Annotated in this window: 15 protein-coding genes and 1 pseudogene; 4 read left to right on the top strand and 12 right to left on the bottom strand. The window is 74.4% G+C overall.

Going from position 1 to position 23557, the window contains the following annotated elements; translation table 11 throughout:
• From LQ51_RS16210 to LQ51_RS16195, 4 genes are all read right to left on the bottom strand, one after another.
• On the bottom strand, nucleotides 1–873 hold the full coding sequence (locus LQ51_RS16210; protein WP_046566627.1) for a hypothetical protein: 873 nt from the start codon (nucleotides 871–873) through the stop codon (nucleotides 1–3).
• A complete protein-coding gene (locus LQ51_RS16205) occupies nucleotides 870–2159 on the bottom strand; it encodes a hypothetical protein (protein WP_046566625.1) in 1290 nt (429 codons plus the stop codon). The genes LQ51_RS16210 and LQ51_RS16205 overlap by 4 nt, the downstream gene beginning before the upstream one ends.
• Nucleotides 2160–2191: 32 nt before the next feature.
• Complete coding sequence (locus LQ51_RS16200; RefSeq protein WP_156313108.1) at nucleotides 2192–2551, bottom strand: hypothetical protein; 360 nt, start codon at nucleotides 2549–2551, stop codon at nucleotides 2192–2194.
• Nucleotides 2552–2862: 311 nt separating this feature from the next.
• Nucleotides 2863–3501, bottom strand: coding sequence for a LuxR C-terminal-related transcriptional regulator (locus LQ51_RS16195; RefSeq protein ID WP_197087775.1), 639 nt, complete (start codon nucleotides 3499–3501; stop codon nucleotides 2863–2865).
• 341 nt (nucleotides 3502–3842) lie between these two features.
• Here LQ51_RS16195 and LQ51_RS32790 point away from each other — a divergent pair, with 341 nt between their 5' ends.
• A complete protein-coding gene (locus tag LQ51_RS32790) occupies nucleotides 3843–4139 on the top strand; it encodes a hypothetical protein (RefSeq protein WP_156313106.1) in 297 nt (98 codons plus the stop codon).
• Complete coding sequence (locus LQ51_RS31300; protein WP_052744903.1) at nucleotides 4136–4402, top strand: hypothetical protein; 267 nt, start codon at nucleotides 4136–4138, stop codon at nucleotides 4400–4402. The genes LQ51_RS32790 and LQ51_RS31300 overlap by 4 nt, the downstream gene beginning before the upstream one ends.
• A 124-nt stretch (nucleotides 4403–4526) precedes the next feature.
• Here LQ51_RS31300 and LQ51_RS16185 read toward each other — a convergent pair whose 3' ends face one another.
• From LQ51_RS16185 to LQ51_RS16180, 3 genes are all read right to left on the bottom strand, one after another.
• Nucleotides 4527–4892 (bottom strand): hypothetical protein, encoded by a 366-nt coding sequence (locus LQ51_RS16185; RefSeq protein ID WP_156313105.1) that lies wholly within the window; start codon nucleotides 4890–4892, stop codon nucleotides 4527–4529.
• A gap of 256 nt (nucleotides 4893–5148) precedes the next feature.
• The gene (locus LQ51_RS32785) at nucleotides 5149–5361 is read right to left on the bottom strand and encodes a hypothetical protein (protein ID WP_156313104.1); all 213 of its coding nucleotides are present in this window, start codon (nucleotides 5359–5361) and stop codon (nucleotides 5149–5151) included.
• A 505-nt stretch (nucleotides 5362–5866) separates the two neighbouring features.
• Complete coding sequence (locus LQ51_RS16180) at nucleotides 5867–6817, bottom strand: NAD(P)H-binding protein (protein ID WP_082159459.1); 951 nt, start codon at nucleotides 6815–6817, stop codon at nucleotides 5867–5869.
• 107 nt (nucleotides 6818–6924) lie between these two features.
• Here LQ51_RS16180 and LQ51_RS16175 point away from each other — a divergent pair, with 107 nt between their 5' ends.
• Both LQ51_RS16175 and LQ51_RS32780 read left to right on the top strand, forming a co-directional pair.
• Nucleotides 6925–7338, top strand: a complete 414-nt coding sequence (locus tag LQ51_RS16175) for a winged helix-turn-helix transcriptional regulator (protein ID WP_046566617.1) — start codon at nucleotides 6925–6927, stop codon at nucleotides 7336–7338.
• Nucleotides 7339–7820: 482 nt separating this feature from the next.
• Nucleotides 7821–8036, top strand: a pseudogene (locus tag LQ51_RS32780) (IS5/IS1182 family transposase); the annotation flags it as partial.
• Between the two features lie 39 nt (nucleotides 8037–8075).
• On the opposite strand, the gene LQ51_RS16170 reads toward LQ51_RS32780, so the two are convergent.
• From LQ51_RS16170 to LQ51_RS16145, 5 genes are all read right to left on the bottom strand, one after another.
• Nucleotides 8076–8711 (bottom strand): hypothetical protein, encoded by a 636-nt coding sequence (locus LQ51_RS16170; RefSeq protein ID WP_046566616.1) that lies wholly within the window; start codon nucleotides 8709–8711, stop codon nucleotides 8076–8078.
• 139 nt (nucleotides 8712–8850) lie between these two features.
• Complete coding sequence (locus LQ51_RS16165; RefSeq protein ID WP_046566614.1) at nucleotides 8851–12228, bottom strand: hypothetical protein; 3378 nt, start codon at nucleotides 12226–12228, stop codon at nucleotides 8851–8853.
• On the bottom strand, nucleotides 12225–13205 hold the full coding sequence (locus tag LQ51_RS16160) for a hypothetical protein (RefSeq protein WP_046566613.1): 981 nt from the start codon (nucleotides 13203–13205) through the stop codon (nucleotides 12225–12227). Before LQ51_RS16160 ends, LQ51_RS16165 begins: the two co-directional genes overlap by 4 nt.
• Nucleotides 13202–14350 (bottom strand): hypothetical protein, encoded by a 1149-nt coding sequence (locus LQ51_RS31295; protein WP_052744902.1) that lies wholly within the window; start codon nucleotides 14348–14350, stop codon nucleotides 13202–13204. Before LQ51_RS31295 ends, LQ51_RS16160 begins: the two co-directional genes overlap by 4 nt.
• Nucleotides 14347–23553 (bottom strand): DUF6603 domain-containing protein, encoded by a 9207-nt coding sequence (locus LQ51_RS16145; RefSeq protein WP_156313103.1) that lies wholly within the window; start codon nucleotides 23551–23553, stop codon nucleotides 14347–14349. The genes LQ51_RS31295 and LQ51_RS16145 overlap by 4 nt, the downstream gene beginning before the upstream one ends.
• Between the last annotated feature and the right edge of the window lie 4 nt (nucleotides 23554–23557).

The following is a 23557-nucleotide window of genomic DNA, read 5'->3' as shown; positions in this document are numbered from 1 at the left end:
CTACGAGTTCCTTTCTGGCGACATCCGGACCGTCCCTTGCGCGACGAGGCGGCGGAGCAGGCCGTCGGCGGCGGTGCCGGAGGCGACGACGAGACGTCCGCGGGCCGGCAGCACCTGCCGGCCGGTGGGCAGCTGTAGTTCGACGGGGGCCGAGGTGAGGTTCTCCAGGACCGTGGTGCCGGCGGCCGGCCGGCAGACCAGCCGCGCCGGAGCGGTGGGGTACGGGTCGCTGAGCGCGGTGTCGCCGGTGAAGCCGAGGACGGCGGCGGCGTCCGGCGCGTCCGCCGCCGGTGGGGTCACCGCGAGCCGGGACCCGACGCCCTGGGTGGGGGAGGTGAGGCGGACGTGCGCGTCGCCGGTGGGCCGGGCCACCGCGCGGCGCAGCTGCCGGTTGATCCGCGCCGCGACGTCCTCGGCGCTCCACTGGCCGTCCTGGTCGTCGAAGGTGACCTTGCGCCGCGACCGGTCGTCCACCTGCACGCTCATCGCGGCTCCCGGCGGCAGCGCGTACGGCCCGGCGGCGGCGCCGGTGAGCACGGCCGAGCCGGGTCCGTGGCCGGACACCGTGACCGGGCCGCCCGCGCCCAGCCCGAGGGCGGCGGCCGCGGTGGAGGCGGTGGGGTCCACCTCCAGCACGGTGCTCTCGCCGGTGCCCTCGGTGGCGAGCACCAGCGCGCCGTCGGGGTCCACGTCGGCGGTGACCCCGTCGACGCCGTCAACCGCCGCGGCGAGCTGCTCGCCCGTCGCGTGCAGCTCGCCGTCCTCGGCGGTGGCGTCCGGCACGGTGTCCTGGTCGAAGGTCAGGGTCTGCCACGGTCCGTCGTCGACCCGCAGCACGAGGGTGGCTCCCTCGCGGAGCCGGTAGCTGGTCATATCCGGAGCACGATTCCTTCCTGGTCCTCGGGCCCGGGCGTCGGCGGCGGCGCGGACCCGCTCGGGTCCCAGGGGGTGTCCAGCGGGCCGGAGCGCAGCTGCGCCTGGCGCACCCACGGCGCCTCGGTCCGCGCCCCCTGCTCGACGCGGGTGCCGACGTGCAGGTAGACGGGGGCCGGCACCGCGCGGGCGCGGATGTCCAGCGGTGGGGGCAGCAGCGTCTGCACCGGCAGCACGGTGCCGTTGACGCGCAGCCCGGTGTCGACGCCGACCCGCCGCAGGATCTCGGTGCGCAGCGCCAGCGAGTGCGACCGGTGCCGGGCGGCGGGCAGCAGCTGGTACTCGGCGAGGACGGGTCGCGGGGGCGGGCGCAGGCTGCACACGGTCAGCCCGCCCCGGACCCGGAACGAGTCGCGCTGCGGGATGTTCCAGCCCCGCTCGGGCTCCTCGCGCTGGTCGGTCAGGGTGACCAGCACCACCGGGTCGGGCAGCCCGTCGACGGCGGTCACGTCGGTGAACGGGGGCTCCTCGACGACCACCGGGGCGGTGACGCTCAGGCCCGCCCCGGGGCCGGTGGCGGAGGCCAGGGCGGGGGTGACGGTCAGCGTCGTGGTGCCGGCCACCTCGTCGTGCGCCGCCGCGGTCACCGCGTACCGCCCCGCCGTGCCGTCCAGGGTGATCCGGTTGCCCGGGTGCAGCGCCCGGTTGAGGCCGACGACGAGGGTGGTCGCGCCGGCCGCGGCGGGCTGCACCGGCAGTGCGGTCACGCCGGGCAGCGACAGCCCGGTGAGCAGGTCCACCAGCGCCGTCTCCACGTCGAGCAGCGCCTCGTCGCGTACCGCCAGCAGCTCGTCGAGGTGGATCTCGAAGGGCACGCCGGTCAGCACCCGGAGGGTGAAGCCGGTGACCTGGCCGCGCCGGTCGCCGACGATGCCGAACCGGTGCTGCTCCCAGGTGCGCCGCCGGTTGACCGGGATCAGCCAGCGGTGCTCCTCGCCGGGTGCGTCGGCCGCGTCCGAGTAGGAGAGCTCCAGCAGGAAGGGCGCGGCCGCGGTGCCGTCGCCGGCGCGCGAGGCGTACGTCCAGAGTCGCAGCTCGTCGTAGCCGCTCAGGTCCAGCGGGGCCGGTGGGGTGAGCTGCGCGGTGACGCCGGTAGCGCCGGCGTGCGCGGTGAGCCGCAGCGCGCCGGTGCCCTGCACCCGGAACGCGGTGACGGCGCTGTCGAGCAGGGCGGGGTTCGCCGAGGTCCAGGGCTGCTCGAAGCCGTGCACCAGTTCGCTGGCCATGTCGTTCCCCCCTCACCCTCGTCCGGTCCTGCTCACCGGTCCGCCTCGTCGTCCGCCCGGATGGCCGCGGCCAGCTCGGCCGGGGTCGCCCAGGCGACCTCGACGAGCTGCGGGCGCAACCGGTAGCTCACCGCCGTCCCCGCTCCGGTGACCGCCAGGACCCGGATGCCCGGGTACTGGTCCAGCAGGTGCGTGGCGACCCCGGGCAGCCCGCCGGCCGGAGCCGGCACCACGACCACGTCCGCCGCCAGCGCGCCGGCGGCCTGCAACAGCTCCCAGGGGTCGGCGGCGACCCCGACCACCTCCAGGTCCACCTGTTCCTTGACGGCCCGCAGAACCGCGTCCCGCACCGTCGTCGCCACGCCGCCGAGAAGTATGCGAATTGCTGGCACCATCGGCCTCCTCCGTGCGGCACCTATCACGGTACGAATGGGGGCGGCGGTCGAGAATGGAGCCTTGTGCCCAATTAGGGACCAGGGTGCGGACTGGTCCTTTGGTACCAGGACCGGTGGTACCCCATTGATCTGCCCGGCCGTCGGTATGCATTTCCTGTCCGCTGTGCGACACCAATTCGATCGATCAGCAGAATGAGGTAGGCCGTTCGGCCGAAACGGGCGGACGATCGGTTTCCGGGCCGGACCTGAACGTGGTCCGCCCGGCGTCGCCGGCCTCTTTCCCGGGGGCGGCGATCACCCGATCGACGTCACCAGCCGGGCGCCCGGGCGGGCCCGCGGGCGCCGCGCACCAGGGCCGCCGCCTCGCCGCGACGGCTCACCTCGAGCTTCTCCAGCAGATTGTGTACGTGGTTCTTGACGGTCCGGATCTCGATGTTGAGCTTGCGGGCGATCTCCTTGTTGGACAGGCCCTCGTCGATGAGGCCCAGGACCTCGCGCTCCCGGGTGGTCAGCCGGCTCTCCCCGGCGGGACCGCCCGGGCCCCGCCCGCGCTGCCCCATCCGGCGCATCAGCGCCGCCGCCACCGGCGGTGGGCAGGTCACCTCGCCCCGTCCGGCGGCGGCGACGACCCGCAGCAGCCCGTCGCTCGTCTCGTCGCGCAGCAGGTAGCCGCTCACCCCTGCCTCGGCGCAGGCCACCACCTCGTCGTCGCTGCCGGAGACGCCCAGCGCGATTACCCGGGTGTCGGCCGCGGCGGCGACCAGCTGCCGGCAGATGGCGAGGCTGTCCCGCGTCGCCAGGCTCACCAGCACCACCGCGAAGCCGTAATCGGCGACCGCGCGCAGGGCCTCGTCGGCGTCGGCCGCCCCGGCCGCCCGTTCCACGAACGGTTGTGCGCCGAGGACATCGAGCACGTGATCGCGGAAGAGCCGTATGTCGTCAACCACGAGGACACGCACCGATGTCCCCTCGAATTCATTCATCACTGTGCGTCTCCCGGCCCGGACGCAGCATGACCGCCGCCCCGTACACAGGAGATAACTCGGCGGCCCGCGCGCACAAGTCCTGTGACACCTAGTCGACATGGTCGTGCCGTGCGGGTCATCCCCGGTGGCTTTATCATCCGCCGACTTTGTCGCGGTGGTGGACAATGTGTCATTTCGTCGAACCGTTGGCCGAATCGTCCATTCCTGAATTGCAGTGCATGCCGGGCGGCAAACATCGACCGGGAACGACCGACGACCGTGTTGCGGGCGCGCACCGACGCCGAGCAGGTCCAGGCCCCCCGGTGCTGGCCCGCGCCCAGCAGGACTTCGTCTGGGACCGCACCCCCCTGCTGCTGCGGCTGCGTAGCCCGCTACGCGAGTACTACCCGGCGATGTTGGCCGCGGCCGCCGGCTTCGAGGACGGACTCGCCTCGCCGACAGTCCGCGCGCTGCTCCCGATCCCACCACCGCCGCCGGCCTGGCGGTCGAGCAACTCCGCGACCTGCTCCTCCAAGCCGGCCGCCGTCGTTACATCACCGCGGCCACGACCCGGCTGCACGCCATCTTCCAGGGCAGCCACCTCCGCCAGCCGCCAGTGATCGAATCCGCCTTCGGCCGGCAGGCCCTCGGCTTGCTACGCCAGCTGAACAGCGCCATCAGCAACGCCGAGGACATGGCCACAGCCACCATCGAGGCCTTCGCCCAGCATCCCGACGCGCCTGTGATCACCAGCTTCCCCGGCCTCGGCCCGCTGCAAGGCGCCCGCATCCGCGGCGACAGCGGCGACGACCGCCACCAGTTCCCCACCGCCCGCGCCCTCAAGGCCTACCCAGCGCACAGTCCGCTTGACAACCGCCGTTGAGACTCGTCCGGTAGGGCGCTCCACCTTGTCCCCGTCCGGGGAGGCTGGACGGTCTGGCGACTGCCCGACGAGGAGATCCGCCTCGGCGCAGTGCAGGTGGGTCAGAGTCAGCTCTGTGTGGTTGTTACGGGTCGATCTGTTGCATGTCGTACCCGCATGTAGCGGCCGCTATGGAATAGCCAACGCTGACTGCGGCCAGAATGAGGCCGACGACGAGGCCAACACCTGCCGCGCCTTTGGCGGACATCGCTGGTCGCCAAACGAGCGCGGCCGCAATCAGAGTGGCCACGGGCAGCGAGAAGGCGAGGGAGAGCCATACAGCATCACGGAAAACCCATACCAACCAGGCCGGATCTTCGGTGATCTTCTCGCAGGACACCGGGTATGAGGGCATCGGCGCCGCCGCCAAGGGCGCGGTGGCCAGACCCGCTACCGCGTATCCCGAAAGTGTCCAGCACAGGGCAGCACGAATCCTCAGCCAGTGGATCACAACCGCGTACTGTGCCAGAGACAGCGTAAAGCCGCTACGGCCGCCTGCACCGGCCATAGTCATACGATCTACGTGCTTCTGGAGAACCGTTATCGCTGAGACAAGCCGACCTCAGCCGGGCCATCCTTGAGCCAGTAACCGGTTGCCCCCTGCGGGCGTCAGCGGGCACGAGCGGCCACCACCGGGCGGTCATCCCCGAACAGGCCCACCGGGCATCGCATCCGCTTGAGCACGCTCTTCCAAACTGACGGTGCGGTCAGAGGCGGTTCTCGGGCCGTCGCTCCGGATGCGGTTGAATCGCGCCGGGCGGACAGCCCCCAGCCTCGCACTCTTCGTCAGGATCAACCGGGTCGTGTTCGAACTCGTAGTGGAAGCAGACGTAGTGCATCCGCTCGAAGACCTCGTAGCGCGCGGTCTCGACCACGACCGGACGGCCGCAACGAACGCAGGGCCTCACCTCATCCACCACGGCTCATCACCGTAGAGGTAGCCCTGCGGCGTGCCCTTGCGTGCCCGATACGGCGGCTAGCGGCGGGCAACCACGGTCAACGATGACGATGGCGACCAGGGCGTGACCTGAAAGGCGAGCAGGTAGGCGGACCGCCGCCGGCCGCCGATCGACAATTCCTATCCGTGTGCCAGCTCAGGCACCGCTCGGACCAGCCGGAGGCGAGCGGTCCGCGTCTGGTCCGCAAGAGATCACGGATGGCAGGAAAGTGGCGAGAAATGCCGAGAGGCGCTTCCGCTGCTAAGAGCCCATCCAGGCAGCTCGCTGGGTCGCCCATCTTGATCTCATAACTCGTCGGTCGCCGCGCCGGCCCTTGACGACTGCCATTGAGACTCGGCTGGTGAGACGCGCCACCTTGTCCCGGGCGGGGAGGCTGGACGGTCTGACGACTGCCCGACGAGAGATCCGCTTCAGGTGAGAAGTTCCGCGTAGCCGCTGATCGGGGTGGGTGCTGGCGTGATCTGCGTTATCGGGGCTGCCCCTGCCTGCCGGTTCGGCCCGTGCTGTCGATCGGTTGCGGTGCGGGCCGCGCTTCGCCTTGGAGCGCTGCCGCGATGAGTGGAAGCGCGGGGCGTGACGCGGTGCCGAGGAGGTCCGTCAGGACGCTGTCGGTGCTGGACAGGAAGCCGGCAGCGATTGCCGCGTAGATGGAGATGACGTGGTCGATCCGCCAGTGCGGCATGCCGGCGCTGGTGAGCGCGGCGCGGCGGTTGGCAAGGGTGCCGGGCCGATAGGCGATCGGGTTGCCGGCGATGTCGGAGGCGATGGTGGTCAGATCCGCGCTGCCGATTGCGGTGTCGCCTACGAGCTCGTAGGTCTTGTTGGCATGCCGTCCGGGTTGTGTGGCACGTAGGTCGGTCGCGGCCTCGGCTAGCACCCGGGCCGCCGCATCGGCCAGATCCTCCCGAGCGACGGCGGCGACCCGGCCAGCCCCGAGTGGAGCGGTCAGCACACCCCCTGCGACCGCGTGGGCGGTGTCGGCGACGAGCAGTTCGGCGTACAGGCCGTTGCGCAGCACAGTCCACGTCGTCGTGCCGTGTGCGAGACGGCGCTCGGTCCAGCGATGCGGTAAGGCCATGGCCAATTGGTCGCCGGCACCGGTGAGGCTGGTGTAGACAAGGTGGCGCACCCCAGCTTTCTCCGCAGCCTCAACAGCAGCACCATGCCGGTCGATCACGACGTCGTGCTCGGCTTGACCGGCAGAGACAAGCAACACGACATCGGCCCCGGTGAAGCCTTCGGCCAGGCTCGGCGGATCGTCAAAGTCGATGCGACGCACAGATACGCTGGCAGGCAGGCCGGGCTTGAGCTTGTCAGGATTGCGGGTTCCCGCCACCACAGGCATCTGGTAGTCCAAGACCAGTCGGTTGAGGACAAGGCGACCCAAGCCGCCCGCAGCACCAGTCACCACAATCATTGGACGTCAGGTTCCTTCCTCAAGCAGCCGGTAAGGCACCGGCTGGTTATCTCCCGTAACCTGCCCATCGTCGGTAACCACTCGCAGGCGAGGAAGGAGGCACTTCAATGTCAGCGACGCACACCGGCATAACCACTCGCGATGACTCCTGCCGACACGAAGACGAGCCGCAGTGCGGTGTACGGGAGGTGCTTGACCGCATCGGGGACAAGTGGTCGGTGCTGGTCGTGGTGGAGTTGGCCGCGGGGACGCGCCGGTTCCGACAGCTGCAGCGCGCGGTGCCCGGGATCTCCCAGCGGATGCTGACCTTGACCGTCCGCCGACTCGAGCGTGACGGCCTTCTGACCCGAACGGTCTTCCCAACCGTGCCGCCGAAGGTGGAGTACGAGTTGACCGAGACGGGCTACAGCCTTCACGCCCAGGTCCGCGGCTTGGCAGACTGGGCCGAGACACACCGAAAAGCGGTGGCCGAGTCCCGCCGGCGCTGGGACGCCGAGCACCCAGACAACGAGATCCACTGAGTCGTTCTCCGCGAGCGGGCGACAGAACCTCACTCGCGCTGCCGAGCGACTTCCGCCCGTGACCACACTTCCTAAACCGTGCGCTGCGGTCGTCGAGCGTACCGACCTGCCCTGCACGCATCGATGTCACCATGCCCCCACTCGATGCCGGGGCAACCGGCGCTGGCGCACTGCGTTGCGTCGTCCTCGTGAAGGATCACGGTACCGACGCATCGAACCGCCACCATCGCCAGCGAGCGATGTCAGAAGGTGGATCCGCAGCTCAACCATTACTTGCCCAGGTAGGCCGGGTGGGCAGCCTGGCCTCGCAATGCGCCGGTCATACCACCCGTAGGTCGAGCCCTGTCTCTGGCTGTAGGAACGTTGCCGAGAACGTCATCGACCGTTCCGTTGTGGCGGCGGATCGTCAAAGTCGATGCGACGTAGAGACACGCTGGCAGGCAGGTCTGGCCTCTTCGTGACAGGGCGACAGAACGTGAATCCCGATCAAGAAGGCCACCGCCGGTGGGCTCACCGACGACCAGAAGGCCACCAACCGCCTCCACCCGCACCTGCGATCCCAGGCCGAACGGGCCAACTCATGGCTCAAGACCCCGTCCAAAGCTCTGCGGCGGGTCAGCCTCTGCCCCTGGCGCAGCGGAGCCCTCGTTGCCGCCGCCCTCGTTCTGCTCCACCACGAACACGGCCACACCACATGACCGGCCACAGAAAGCCATCATCCGTCCACATTGATGGGCTCACTGGCTCTCGCTCGGCCAAACCAGACCCAGCGCGTCGCGCCATTGGGCGCACGGACCACCGACAACACCGATCTCCCTGTGGGCGAACGCGTCTGCCATCGCGGCCCGATCGACCGCCGCCACCGGCACGCCGTACCGCGCGGCGACGGTGGCCCGCGCGAGGGATCCGTCGACCTTTACACCAGGATCGCCGCCTGCCACCGGCTCCTCGATACCCGGCACCCGGCTCACCGAGCCCGGCCCGCCCTCCGTGTAGTACGCGCCGGTGTCCTCGTCCCGCGGATAGGCGACGTAGTGGTAGGCCCGCCGCACGGTGCCGTCGTACCCGTCGATGACGATGTGCTCCGCGCCGTACTCGTCGTGGTCGAGCGCGACGAAGGCATGCGAGACCAGACCGGTACCCTCGGCGTACTGCACCACGAGGTCGGCGAGTCGACCATAGTCGCCGGCCGACCACGACTCGATCCGGCATCGGCCGTCCGAAAGCTCGACAGTCACCGCGCCCGCCTGGAGCGCGAGCCCCTTCGGCCGCTGCGGAAGCAACGGTATCCCTGCGCGGAAGGCGGCCAGCGCCGCTTCGGGGTCCGCGCCCGGTACCAGGTCGATCCAGGCCAGCCCCATGAAGGTCGACATGGCGGGGAGTCTATGTCTGCCGGGCGCCAAGGGGCCTGCCCGTGCGACCCGCCCAGTTGCAGCTCACCGTCAATGACAATCATGGTTGTCAGGCCGCCGTCGGGGCCTCCGACACGAACTCCCAACGGCAGGACGCGCCCTAGCCGTCCCGGCACTCCGGCAGGGCGAGCAGGGCGTCCACGCCGTCCTGCACCGCCCGCAGCGATCGGGAGCCGTCGGCCCGCCGGATCACCCGCACCGGCACCGGCGGCCCGGACGGACGCCGGGCCCGGAGCCCGAGCCGGCGAACCTCCAACAGTCCGGCCGCCTGGGCGACCGGCACCCGTACGTGGCTGCCGTCCGCATTGTTCACGCCGACGGCGACCACCGTCCGGACGCCGTCAATCAGAGTGGTCCGGACACACGTGACGTCCAGCGGGAGTGCCGGGTAGTCGGGATCCGGTCCGCGGTTCAGCCGCAACCAGCCGTCGCTGGCTTCCAGCGGCCCGGTCGGCGGCAACGCCTCGGCGGTCGCCGGCACCACCTCGTCGCTGATCCACGTCCACGGATCGGCTCGCCGGTGCCAGGACCACGACCCGCGGACCCGGCCGGGAACCGGCAGCCGCGTCACGGCCGGATCGCGGAGGACGGGGCCACGCCGGACGGTCGGTGAGATCCGGGCCAGGGCGGGGGCGGTCCAGGACCGTTCCAGCGCGACCGCCTTGCGGGGCAGCAGTCCGGTCGTCACGTGCACCCGCGAGCCGGGCACCATCAGCAGGGTCAGCATCACCGGCGATCCCGGCTGCACCGTGAACGTGGCGGAGGGGTTCACGTAGGCGGGTAGCGTGGCGCCGTCCCCGGCCAGGTCGGCCACCGCCGGGTCGACCACCAGCAGGCGTCCGTGCTCGTCGGCGACGAAGGCACCGAGCAGGCCGTCCTGCAGGTGACCGAGGACGCCGAGCCGGACGGGAAGCGCCGTGACGGCCAGTGCGGGAGGCCGGCGCGGATCCTCCACCTCCACGGCGAGCCGGGCCCGGACCACCGCGACCGGATGCCCGAGGAGCAGCCCGAGGTGTTCGGTGCCGGCCGCGCCCACCTCGTCCACGGTCATCCGAGTGACGTCGAGAACGCGTCGCAGCGCTTCCAGAGCGGGGAGCGTACGCAGGTGGGCCGGCAACGCACGCAGCCCCCGGTCGGCGGCCAGCACCCGATCGGCCACGGCGGCCAGCACCGTGTTCGGCACGTCACGGTCCGGCCCACCACCCACCTGGGCCGCGGTGCCCGGCTCCGCCTCCCAGACCGTCCCGGCGACCGGGTCGGGCCGCAGCCTGCCGAGGCCACCGCCGTCCGCGTCGAACAGCTCGACGCTGCCGTCCAGCGGACTGGCCAGCAGGTAACCCGCGATCGGAGTCGTGCCGTCGACCGCCTCGGCCGTCCCACCGGCACCGTCGGTGAACCGCATCGATACCCGGGCCGGCGCGGTGAACCGGGGCGGAAACGCCAGCAGGTCGGGCGGGCCGGGAGACTGGACACCGGGGCTGGGCACGACCGGGGCCGGGCCGGGGACCAGGTCGACGAAACGCCCCCAGCCGTCCACCACCCGCAGCCGCAGCAGCCGCAGGGCGCCGGCCCGCACCGCGACGAAGTCCTCCGGGGCGGCCGGCGCCGGCGGGTCGGCCACCGGGCTTCCCCGCTCGCGGACGACCGGATCCAGCGGGTCGCCGCGCAGGCGGGCGGCCAGGTCCGCCAGGGAACCGGACAGCAGATCCAGCGGCGTGTCCTGCTCGGCCATCGTGGCGGCGTGCGCGGTCAGGACCGTCGACCCGGTGAGCAGATGGGTCGGCTTGGCGGCTGGCGCCGCACCGGCCGGCACGAAGTCGAGGTCATCGAGCCTCCAGTCGTGCACTCCGGCCGGTGAGGGGAGGTACCCGAGCGACCAGTCGAGCCGGAACGGCGCCCACGGGCGGCCGGGCGGGGTCAGCGCCAGGGGCGACGGCAGCGCGCCCACCACCGTCACACCGGTCAGGCCGCCGCTCGGCAGCGCGTCGGGGTCGCGGAGCAGCCACAGCCGGGCCCTGGCCGCGGCCAGCGGGCTCGGTCGGCCCGGTGGCGCCGACGCGAGGTCCGGGGCCGAGCCAGGGTCGGTCGCCGCCAGCTCGACGAGCAGGTTGGCGCAGTCCGGCGCCGGCACCGGCAGGCCGGCCAGCGGGTCGTCCGGGAGCGCCTCGGCGCCGAGGCCAAGCTTCGGCGGGATGCCGACGCCGAGCACCGTGACGGTGGTCCGGCAGACCAGGTGCCCGGTCGGGGTGAATCGGCCGTCGCCACCGTGCCGGAATCCCCGGCCCGCCCCCTGCAGCACGACCACGGGATCCTTGGCGTGCCAGGTACGCGGTCCGGGCCGGCGGACCTCGACCAGCCGTCCGTGCGGCGCCGGGATCGGCACCGGCCCGGGAAAGCCGGGGCCGTCCGGACCAGGGCCGCCGACCACGGGGGCGGAGGGCGGCGACGGCTGCCACACCACCTCCGTCACCGGGCGCCCCGGGCGGTGACCGAACCGGGCCCGGTGCAGCGCCGCGTCCAGTCGGGCCGGCCAGTCCGGGAGATCGAGGCGGTCGGGGGTGCCGAGCAGGGCACTCTCGGTCAGCCGGTGTACCAGCGGGCCGCCCGCAACGCCGGACGCCTCGTCCCGGTCACGGCGCCCGCCCGCCGTACCGTCCTCGGCGGTCAGCGCCAGCGTCGCCACCGCCGCGGCCGTCGTGTCGCCCACCGCGACCACGACCTCCGCCGGCGCCGGCCGGGCTTCGGCCTCGGCCCCGAGGTCACCGCCGCCCGGCCAGCGCGGCAGCGGCCAGCCGATGGCGACCGCCGAACCGTGGAACAGACAGGATGTCGGCACCGGATCGGCACCGGAGGACCGCCGATCGAGGCTCCACCCGAACTCCTCCAGCAACGTCCAGAAGCGGGCCTCGTCCACCCCGGTCAACGGGTCGGCGCCGGCCCGGCCGTACCAGCCGCAGACCAGGTAGGCGATCGACTGCGCGGCGCGGCCGACGTCGAGCAGGTCGTCGTAGAGCGCGAACCGCCCGAGCACGTTGTCGTACGCGGCCGTCCAGGCCGGGTCGCCCGGACCGAGTGCGGTCAGCGGCGGCGTCAGGTCCGGCAGCTCGATGTCGGGCAGTCCCGGCCCGGGCAGGCCGGGTCCGCTCCCCGGCGGTAGCAGCCAGGTTCGCACCGTACGGGTCGGCGCGGTGGCGGGGCCGCTGAGCCGGACCACCAGCCACCGGTCCGGCAATACCGGGAACACCGGTTCGACGGCGTCCCGGCCGGCCCGGGTCAGCGCGTCGGGCACGGCCCAGTGCAGGTGGGCGCCGGGCGGCCGGCCGTCGGCGAGCTCGGTGAACGGCTCCGGGGCGAGCCGTTGCCGGCGCGGTCCTCCGGCGCCGGCGACCGGCTGCGTCATCGCCGTGGCCGCCCAGCGTTCGCGCTCGTCGCGGACCACCAGCACGTCGAGCTGCACGGGGACCAGCAGGCGGCTCATCTGGCACCCCCGGCGAAGCGCTGCCGGGCGGGTGGCTGCAGCAGCGCCAGGCTCATCCCGGCGCCCCCGCGGGGCGCCGGGAGCGGTCGGGCGGCGTCGAGCGCCGCAGCCAGCTTCTGGACATCCACCACACCGGGCCGCGCGCCGGCCCGCATCGGCACCGACACCACCTGGCCGGTCGGCCGGCCCTGCTCGTCGCGCACCGCGACGCTGTGCGGTCGCTGGATCTCCCGGCCGGCCCCGGTCCGCGACCCGGCCGGGAGGTGCGGAACCGCGGCGGCCACGTCGACGCCGAGCTGGACGCCGTGATGGGGTTCCTCCAGCCAGACCAGCCGGGGTACGCCGCCGAACAGCGCGATCAGCACACCGGGCGACAGCCGCTCCAGGCGCAGGATCGGCACCACCCTCTCGGGGTGCTCGGCCGCGTGCTCGGCCGGGTCGGCGCCGGACGGCACCGCGGCCGTGGTCCAGGCCCGGACCTGCAGCCCAGGCCACCGCGAAACCAGGGCCGACCGCAGCAGGAACCCGGTGACCGGCGGGTCCTCGACGGGTTCGTCCCGTGGCCCGGCCGGCGGTGGCCACGGCAGGTCGCTCGGGCCGTCGCCGACCACGATCCGTCCACGGCGCACGTCCCGCACCAGGCGCATCGACCCGAGCACGGACCGGCGGGTGGCCGGCAGGACCCGCGGTGCCCGCGTCTGCCAGGTCGGCGGATCGGCGCCCAGCCCCAGCGCGGCCTCGGTGAGCGCGTCGAGCCAGGCCGGGTCGACGTGGAAGAAACGGATCGACTCGGCCGGCAGCATCGTGTCGTCCGGGACCAGATACGCGTACGGGATGTCGTGCAGCAGCCGCCAGGCCGCGACGCGGGACGACACATAATCCGTCGGTGCGCCCACCACGGTCGTCGGCACCAATCCGGTCTGGTGCGCGGTGGCCAGCGTGTCGAGCAGCTGCCCGCCGGTGACCAGCGCCTTCATCGCGGTTCCCGGACGCCGTCGGGGATCCGGGCCGGATCGGCGCGGCGCGGGCGCAGGAGCTCGTGCACCCGGGCCGGGCCGGTCGGTGGCTGAGCGTCCACGCCGGCCCGGTTGACCGCCGCGATCTCGGCTCGGTCGATGTCGCGGTGCCAGCCGACCACCTCCTGCAGGAACCGGCCGTCCGCCCCGCCGAGCAACCGGCCCAGCTCGGCGGCCGCGGCCCGTCCCACGTCGTCGGTGCGGGGTGGCCGCGCCGGGTCGACCGGCCCGGCGCGCAACGGACCGCGGTAGGTGGCGGTGTGCGGGTGCCCGTCGTGGTCCACCCGCCGGATCGGTACGGGTGGGTCGGCGCCGCCGGGCAGTGCCAGCGCGTCGACGTCGAGCCCGCGCGCGATCACCTCGAACAGCCCCCCGGCGCCCACCTCGAACTCCCACGAGTGCAGCACGACGAACGGGGTCGGCGTGGCGGCCGAGGCCGACAGCAGTTCCTCCCGGCCCTCCAGCGAGATCAGGCAGGCGGTGTACGGACCGGGCTCGGTCGGCAGCCGGTTCGCCACGACGACCGCGAACCAGCCGTCGTCGTCGCCCATCGCCAGCTCGGTGTCGGCCACGTTCACCTGCCGGACGTGGCTGAGCAGGCCGACATCGGCCTTCACCGGCAGGAGCCCGGCCTGGGTGATCGGATCGGTGGCGAGCAGGACGGCGACGTCCGGCCCGTCGCCGTCGATGTCGCCAGCCGCCGCGAGGGTGGCGAAGTGCTGCTCCCCGACGGCCTCGCGCAGGGGGCGCGGGGCCAGCACGGTGGCCTCGTCGGGGCGGACCACGAGCAGGACCAGCCACGGTGTGCCGTCGGTGAACCGGCGTTCCCATGGCAGTGTGCGGCGGGTCAGCGCGATGTGCGGCAGCCGCTGGCCGTATGCGCCGATCGAGCCGGGCGCCGGGTGGACGGCCGCCACATCGGACGGTGACAGGGCGAACCGCGGGCCGGCCACCTCCATGAAGGCGTCGTGCACCGGCGGGGCAGCCAGCGCGTCATCGGCTGATGCGACGGCCAGCGACGAGCGCACCCGGTAGACACCGGCCGTGATGTCGGGCACCACGCTGTCGTACAGGCGGATGCTCCCGATCGGGAGGGTCTCGGTCATGTCGGTCTCCCTTGCGGGATGCGGGAACGCAGCTTGACGCGGACGGCACTGCCGTCGGTACCACCCGGACGGGGCAGCCCGGGCCGGTCGGTCAACCGGTCGACCCAGGCCGGCGCTCCACCGTCGACAACCAGCACGGCGGCCGTCCCCGCGCCGGACACCCGAACGCGCAGCGGCCCGGCGGCACGGCGGACCGGGACCACCAGCAGGGCGCCGTCGGCGGCCGGGACACGCCGGAGCCGGCCGGCCTCGCCACCGCGGACGTCGACCACCGGGTCGGTGCCGACGGAACACTTGACGACCAGCACGTCGCCGGGGCCGTGGACGACCGTGGTGGTGGCCGGCTGACCGGCCAGCACCGAGACGGCCGGCACCGTGGCGACCGCACCGGGGTAACGGCCGGCGGGCGGCACCGGGGTCGCGGTGAGCACCACGGCGTCACCGGCCAGGAAGGTGCCCGGCCCGACCCGGATCAACTCGTCGCGCAACCGCCAGCCGGCCGCCCGGTCCTGCTCCGGATCGGCCTCGCCGGCCGGCAACAGGGCGACCCGGGCGGTGCGGGGCGGCAGCAGCGCGGCCAGGTCGGCGTCGGCGGGCACGGCGCGGTCGTCGAGTGGACGGCCACCGGCGGTCAGCGCGATCAGGCGCAGCCCGCCACCCTCGCGATCCAGGGCGAGGTCGGCGAACCGGAGGTCACGGACGTCCCAGACGGCGGCCGTGCCGGGATCGAGCCGCACCGCCGTGGTGTCCCCGTCACGCCGTGGGTCGTCGCGGGGGTCACCACGACCGGACCACGGCGTCCCCGCCGCGCGTCGTCGTCCCACCCCGAGCAGCCGCGGCTGGGTCGTCCGGCGCCGCCCCGGGACCGGCTTCGGCACGGGCGGCTCGATCCGGCCCGGCCAGGTCGGCCCGCGGGCCGGCCCGAGCGGCAGCGGTAACGTCGGCTGCTCCTCGACCAGCGTCGACAGGGGAACCGTCGCGTGGTCGCCGAAGGCCCCGGTGTGCTCGGTGACGGTCAACCCGGCGACGAGCTGGGCCCCGCCGAGCGCCGCCAGCATCGCCGCGGCCGGCTCGTCGGCTCGACCCTGCTCCCACAACGCCGCCGGGAAGTGACCTTGCCTCCCGGTGACCTCGAGGCTGTCGACCACGTCGGTGGTGGCCGGCTCCCAGTCGCCGACCGTGCGTTTGGAGATCGCGACGGACAGCACCGCCGTGACCGTGTCCAGGTAGGGTCCGGCCGGTACGACGTCCACATCGGCTGGCGTCACCACACCGGCTGGGCGGTGCTCGCCGACAGCGGAGTCTTCGATCTTCAGCCCGGTGCACGGCATGGCGCTGTCCACGACCAGGGTGAAGGTCGTACCGACCAGCCAGGGCTCGGCTTCCGACCCGTCCGGCGCGGTCGCCGCCGTACTCTCCAGCCGGCCGGCGGTGACGCTGGTGACCGTGGCGGGTTGATCATCGCGGCCACCGCCGAGATAGGTGCGGCTGACCTCCGCCCAGCTCAGCCACGGCTGCGGCACCTCGTCGCCGAACGCGACGGTGATCGAGGTGACGCCGAGGTCGACGCCGGCCACCGCCCGCAGCGGCGGCCCGGCGATGTGCAGGTCGGCGCCGACGTCGACGCTCATCCGTACCCGCACGCAGACCAGGACGCAGGCCTGGACGGTCAGCGAGGCGCCGACGCCGATGTGCAGGTCGGCCCGGTAGGTGAACGGATCCCAGGTGGCCATGACGTCGACGGAGGTCTCGAACCAGGCCCGGACCGTGCCGCGGTCGTAGGACGCCTCCAGGCTGCCGCCGAGCATCGTGGCGCTGTGGGTCAGGGCGAAATAGGCCTCTCCCTTGACGCTGACGCCGGATCCGGGAGTCCACTCGAAGCCGACCGGGTCCACCTGCGGGTAGCGGTCGGGGACGGCGAATCGCGGGTGGTAGCCGCCGATGCTCAGCAGCACCTCCGGCGTGGCCAGCCAGGCCATGAAGGCGAAGCCGCCGGTCAGCCGGCAGTCCTTGCCGAACACCCAGGAGCCGGCGGTCAGTGCGGCGCGCACCGAGATGATCCGGTCGATGGTGCTGTAGCTGGCGGCCAGGCCGAGTTCGACCGACAGCACGGTGCCGGCCCCGACGGACGGCAGCGCGAGCTGGAGCAGGCCGAGTAGCCCGATCTCGACGCCCGTGTCCAGGCTGACGTAGGCCAGCGCCGTGCCCTGGATGAGGCCGAAGGTCGTGAACCGGACCCCTGCCGCGCCCCAGTAGGCGCCCCGGGCCGGTGACAGGTCGGCGCCGATCGCCCGCAGCCCGGCCACCGGGTCGTCGCCGAGGCCGAGGTCCCCGGAGACGGCGGCGACCAGCGGGAACGCCGGCACCTCGGCGGGGTCGTCCGGGACCAGCAGGCGCCGGTTGTAGCCGACACCGGCGGCCAGCCCGAGGACGAAGAAGAAGGGCGGCCCGCCGAGCGGGATCGGCACGCTGAGGAACACGAACAGCGACGTGTACTCGCCCAACTCGTCGTGCGGCTGGGAATAGCTGCCGACCGCGGTCAGGTTGCGCCCGGCCAGCGTCACCGACAGGGCCCCGAGGTACTCGACGTCGCCGCCGGGCAACGGCAGCTTCTTCAGCCCGCCGGAGACCCCGATCACGTCCGAGGCCAGCGCGACGGCGAGTCCGGCCAGGTCGACCAGCCAGCTCGCCGGGTCGCCGGCGGTGGCCAGCGGAACCCGTACGGTGAGGTCGTCCAGCCCGATGATCAGGGGGCCGACGGACACGTCGCCGGACACGCCGACGCCGATCCGGTGCGCCGCCGACTCGTACGACAGCGCGACCTCGTCCAGGTACAGCGGGCCGAATCCCTGCTGCACCGGCAGGCGCAGGGCTGGCTCGCCGGCGAACCGGACGGTCCAGCCGTCGTCGCCGCTGGCCAGGGTGAGGTCGACCGGCGGGCTGGCCGGGGTCGGGTCGCCGCCGGTGGCGGCGAGCAGTGACGCGGCGACCGGGTTGTCGCCGCCCTCGGACGGGAGCAGCGGGAGACCGAGGGCGAGCAGTTGCAGCGCCCCGTGCACCGGGCCGGCCGGCCGGACCCGGCCGTCGAGGTCCACGTCGACCAGCCCGAACAGGCCCGCGGTGCCGATCGTCACCAGCGGCGTGTCGACCAGCGCGCCGTGCTCGCCGGTGACCGTGAAGCCGGCGCCGGCCAGCCGCAGCAGCGGCGCCAGCGTGGGAGTGCCGCCGGTCGGTACGTCGACCAGCAGGACGGCCACGCCGGCGTCGGCGCCGTCCCAGGCGGTCGGCACCTCGGCCGGCATGCCCAGGTGCAGCGTCACCGGCGGCCCGCCGGCGGTCAGGGCCAGCGTGCCGCGCAGCGACGGGCCGTACCGGGTGCCGTCGCGGGTCAGGGCCAGCTCCAGTCCCTCGGCGATCGGCACGGAAGCGCCGGCGACCAGCCGCAGCGGCCCGCCGAGCACGGTTGCCAGGTCGGGGGTGGCGGCGACGGTGAGGATGCCGCCTCGCCGGCGGGCCAGACCGGCGGCCACCAGGAGGTCACCGGCGTTCGGCCCGCCACTCCACAGCGGATCCTCCAGGTGGGCCGTGTCGAAGAGGGCCCGGACGGCCAGCGGGACCGCCAGGTGGGTGGCCAGCCGGCGCTGCTGCGCGGCGGTCGGCGGCACCGGGTGCGGGGCCAGCGGGAGCACCACCGTGGCGTCGCCGAGAAGATCCAGCGTCACCGTGCCGGCCTGGTGCGAGGGCAGCGACTCGGCCGTCAGCAGCGGTCGGAGCACCAGGCCCCGGCCGAGGTCCAGAGCGCCGGCCAGGCTCAGGCTGCTACCGGCGGCGGACACGTCGAGATCCAGGCTCGCCGCACCGGCGGTCGCGCCGGCCAGCCCGGCCCGCACCGTCGCCGGCCCGGTTGCCAGGTCGGTCCCGATCGTCAACCGGCCGCCGCCGTCGAGGGTGGCAGTGAGCTGCGCGACTCCGTCCACACTGCTCGCCGTGGCGGCCGGGGCCAGCAGCCGGGCCACCGCGGCCAGCGCGTCGGCCCGGCGACGGGCGGTGGGCAGGTCGGGCGGTGCGCCGGTGAGGTCGGCGCCGAGGCCGGCCAGTCGGGCGCTGTCGAACCGGCCGGTCACCGGGTCGTACAGCCCGAACGCCGCGGCGACGCCGAGCGCGGCCGTCCTCGCCGGCGAGTCCGGCAGCCGGTCGGCCAATTCGTCCAGCACCGCGGTGAGCAGCAGCCGGGCGCCGCCGCCGAGGAGGGCGTCCAGCCCGGACACGGCGGGCAGCAGGCCGATGGTGGCACCGAGCGCGTCCGGCGTGACCGCGAGTGTCGCCCCGTCCGGCCCCGTGCCGAGGAGCACGTCGACGGCCCCCCACGGACCGTCCGGCAACGGCAGGTGCAGCCGCAGGGTGCCGCCCGGGGTGGCGGTCCGGGTGGCATCGACGTCGAGCCACAGATCGGCGTCCAGCGTCGTGGCGGCGGCGCCCTGCCCGGCCAGCTCGAGCGGACCGTCGCCGGCCAGGCCGATCCGCAGCGTTCCACCTGGCCCGGGCCGGGCGTACAGGGCCAGCCCACCGGGCAGCGTCAACGGTCCGCCGCCGACCAGCCCGCCCAGCTCGGTCAGCAGCGCGCCCACCATCCCGGCGTCGGGCGGGCCGGCGCCGTCGCCGCCGAGCCGCCGGGACAGTTCGGCGCCCGGATCGCGCAGGAAGCCGCCGAGCCAGGGCATGGGGCCACCGCCGCGGACCAAGCCGAGGCCGGCGCCGAGCGCCGCCGCGGCGAAGGTGACGGCAGCCGGTCCGGCCAGTCGGTCGAGCAAATCCGGGTCGGGCGGAAGCAGCGTCGCGGCGGGTTCCAGCCCGGGGCCGCGCAGCCGGACGGCGCCGCCGTCGGCCTCCTTGGTCAGTACGGTGTCGCCGGCGGTCAGCTCCCAGCCGATCCGGCCGGTCGGCTCCGGGAGGGTGACTCGCGCGGTGCCCGTCAGCAGGCCGTCCTGACCGGCGGGCAGCCCGGGTCCGGTGGTCGTGAGGGTGACATCGGCCGGCGTGACCACGAGTTCGACCGGCAGCGCCGGGTGGTGGTAGCGCCATGGCCCGCGGCCGTCCGGCGAGCTGGTGTCGCGCCGCAGCCCGGCCGCGCCGCCGGGACGATCCAGCACTGCCGCCAGCACGCCACCGAAGGCTCGGTCGTCCTGGAGCATCGCGATGCCGTCGGGCAGCAGGGCCAGCTCCGCGCCCGCGCCGGCGACCAGATCCAGCGCGGTCAGCAGCTCGACCAGCACACCGGCCCGCCCACCCCGCTCGGCCTGCACTCCCAGCTCGGTCAGCACGGCGGCGGCCAGCGCGGGACCGGTCGGGTCGGCCAGGCCCACGACGGGTGCGGTCACCCCCGCCTGGGCGGTGTCGTACATCAGCAGATCGAGGCGGGTGCCGGTGCCGTCGCGCCGGGCCACGAACTCCGCCCACCGGACCCGCTCCGGCCCGCCGAGCGGCCCGCCGACCAGCCACCCCGCCGGATCACCGAGCTCGGCCCGGACCTCGACGGCCGCGCCGTCGCTGGTGGTGTCCAGCCGCACGGTGAGCGCGACGGAGGCCTCGTCGGCGGCGGCCGGCCCGAGGTCGAGCTCGACCCGTACCCCTTGCCGGATCGGCCCTGGAGCGCGGCCGGCGGGCCCGAGCCGCCACAGCGCGCGGCCCAGGTCGCGGCGGACGTCACCGGGGAGGGCGCCGCGGATGGCCAGCGCCGGCACCTCGGGCGGCGTGGCCCGGTCCTCACCCGCCCGGGCCAGCATCGGCGTCAGCGGTTCCCGGGGCACCGGCGGCTCTCCCGGCGCGCCGGTCCGCCAGCCGGTGACGGTGCCGGCCAGCCGGCGCAGGACGTACCCGTGCGGGCCGAGGACGGACGGGCCGGCGAACAGCGCCCGGAGGGCGTGCACGGTGCCGGCCAGGTCCGGGTCGACCAGCGCGCCGGCCGGCCCGGGGGCGCCTGCGGTGTCGTCGTCGACGGTGGGGTCGCGGAACGGGGTGCCGAGGGTGACCAGGCCGAGCACCCCGGCCGGCGCCGTCCGCACCCAGTCGCACGCCACCAGGCCGGCCCAGGAGTGCGCGGCGAGGATCACGTCGTCGACGCCGCGGGCGGCTCGGATGCCGTCCACCGCGTGCGCCAGGCGGGCGGCCAGCTCGGACGAGGTGGCGGTGGCCGCGTCGCCGAGGTCGACCACGTACGCCGGGGACGGCGTCAACCCACCGAGATCGACCAGCGTCGGCTCCACGCCAGGCACCCGCAGGGTGACCGGCAGCGGCGGGCCCAGCCCCAGCGCCTCCGCCAGCGGGTTCCAGTCGCCCGGGTCGGTCAGTGCGGCGTCGACCGCGATCAGCGTCCAGCCGGCGGGATCGACGCCGTCCACCGCAGACGGCAGGTGCGCGGCAGCGACGGAGACGGCGTCCGGGTGCGCGACCAGGTCCCAGTGCGAGGCCGGCACGGGCGTGGCGGTGGTCCAGCCCGGCGGCGGCGCGGCGGCACCGGCGTGCAGGACGCCGTCGGCGTCGGACAGTACGCTCGCGAGCCGGTCGATCGACCCGCCGTTCAGCCCGGCCAGGCGGCGCGGATCGATGCCGCCGGCGGCAGACAGGGCCCGCGCCGCCGTGACGATGTCCGAGCCGTCCGGAATCAGGTCGCTCGGCCCGTACGCCCACAGGTCCTCAAGCTCGACCGGCTCGTCGCCGGTCTCGACCGTGCCCGCCGCGTCATAGGTCGTCGGCTGCACCGGGAACAGCACGGCCGACGCCGACGGGCCCCACGTCGTCGGCGGCCCGTCACCGGAGATCCACGTCAGCAGCTCGACGGCCGGCTGGTCCGCCTCGTGCAGCGGGGTGCACCACGGGGTGTCCGCCGTCCCCGAGCCGCCGGTGTCGTCCGCCGCCGGGTCGACCGCCCGGCCGGGCGCGCCGGTCAGCCGCCGGGTGAGCAACGCCCGCAGCCATGCCAGCAGGCCGAGCAGGTGGGGGCGACCCGCCGCGCTCACGCCGTCCTCGTCCACGGCCATCCCGGCCAGCCAGCCGCCGACGAGCCCGGCTGGATCGCCCACGGCGGACCGCACGTCGTCCGGGTCCGGCAGGTCCACCGGCAGCGGCCCGTCCGGTGCGCCGGCGAGCACGGTGGCCAGCCGGCCGGCACCACCGATCGCCGAGGTGGCGGCCCCGACCAACGTCCGGGCGACCGTCCACAATGCTGCCGCGTTCCCGTCGGCCAGGCCCAGATCCGGCTCGCCGGGCGACGGCACGGGCCCGGGGAACTCGATCGCGTCGAGCCTGGCATCGCCGGCCGTGACGCCGCCCACCGTGCTCCGGACGGTCAGCGGTGACCCGGCCGTCCAGTCGACGGCGACCTCCATCGGCCCCACCGTCAGCACGGTGTCACCGACCGGCGGAAGCGCCCCGGGCGCGGCGCGCACGGTGGCGTGCACCGACGACAGCAGCCGCGGCGCCGCGGCGCCGGCCGGTGCGACGTCCACACCGAGCAGCTCGACCAGCAGATCGGCTTCGACCGCCGGCGCACCGGGCGCCACGGTGACGCTGGCGGCGACCCGGAGACCGGCGCACAGCCGGGGCGGCCCTCCGGCCTCGCCGCCGTCCCACACACACCACGCCATCGGCTCGGCGAAGGAACCGGCCGGAAGGTGGTCCAGCGGCACCCGCCACGGGTCGGCCGGGGTGCCTGCCCCGCTCACCACGACCGCATCCAGGTCGTCGCCGGGCGGCGCGCCGCCGAGCAGCGCCCAGCCGCACGCCGCGACCGGCGCCCAGCCGGCCGCAGATTCCCGCAGCGCCGCGTACCAGTCGGTCAGCGCCTGCCCCGGCTGGGTGGCCAGCAGACCGGCGTCGACGGGCGGCACCCCCGGCGGCGGCGCCAGCCCGAGCAGCCGGAGCAGAGCGGTCGCCGGCACCGAGCGGCCCAGCCCGCCCGCGACCACGTCGGCGATGGCTCCGGTCACCGACTCGACCAGGTTAGCGCTGGTCAGATCGAGGTGGTCCACGGCGACGGCGCCGGACCCGGGCAGCGCCAGGTGCACGTCGTCGAGGGCCAGCACCGGGACCACACCGCCCGGCCCGTGTGCCAGCCCGGCCACCAGCGTGCCCACCCGCAGCTCCGTGTCGTGTCCGCCGGCCGGCGGCCACAGCCGGCCCGGCGTCGTCACCGTGACCGAGCAGGAACCGCCGACGGTGGCCGGCGCCGTCCCGGCCAGCGGAATGCCGGCCAGGGCCGCCTCGGCGGTGAGCGTGCCGGCCGGGCCGTCGAACCAGGTACGCACCGCGGCGGTGGCCCGCGGACCGTCCTCCACCCCGATCCGCAGCCCCAACCCGGGGGCGCCGCCGCCCGGCCGCCGCACCGTCAGGTCGAGCGGTTCACCCGGAGCCGGTGCGCTGGAACCAGCCGGCAGGGGTCGTCCGCCGAGCAGCGCCAGCAGGTCTGCCGACCACTGCAGCACCGGCGGCTCGGGCCCGGTGAGCAGGTCCGACAGCCAGCCTCGCCAGGCCGAGGAGGCATCGGTCGAGGGCGCCAGCGGCAACGGCGGCACCCCGCCGGTCAGACCCAGCACGCCGGCCAGCGGCGGACCGGCCAGCGGCGCGATCAGCGCCCGGATGGCCTCGGCGGGCGCGGTGCCGGCCGCCGGGTCGAGCGTCACGGGATCGCCACCGGCCGGGCTGACGATCACGGTGACGGTGCTGTCCGCCCCCAGGTCCGGACCGGCCAGTCCGGCGCGGACCGCCAGCCCGGTCCCGTCGGCGGCGTGGCTGCTGAGCGTCACGGTGACGGGGTGCTCGCCGGTGCCGGCCACGGCGGTGACCCGCGATCCGGACCCGGACAGCAGCGGGACCGCCAGCTCGAGCGTCCCGCTTTCGGCCCCCAGGACGAGGGCCAAGCCCACCACCACCGACCCGCCCGTGTTCACCGTGGTGATGGAGACCGTGACCCCGCCGCTGTCGACGAGCCGATGATGGGCCACGCCGTCGATGTCCTCCGGCGGCACCAGCAACGCCAACGCGCGTACGGTGGCGGCCCGCTGCTCGGGATCGGCCAGCATCCGGCCGATCCGGTCGCCGGGAGCGGCGAAGAAGCCGGCGTCGAGTTCCAGCCCCGAGGCGGCCGGCCGCAGCACACCGATCGCGGTGCCGAGCGCCTCGGCCACCGGACCCAGATCACCCGTCACGGTC

The sequence above is a fragment of the Micromonospora sp. HK10 genome (assembly GCF_000982955.1).
Classification (GTDB): Bacteria; Actinomycetota; Actinomycetes; order Mycobacteriales; family Micromonosporaceae; genus Micromonospora.
The sequence above is the reverse complement of the archived record's forward strand: the minus strand, read 5'-3'. Positions and strand labels throughout refer to the sequence as shown.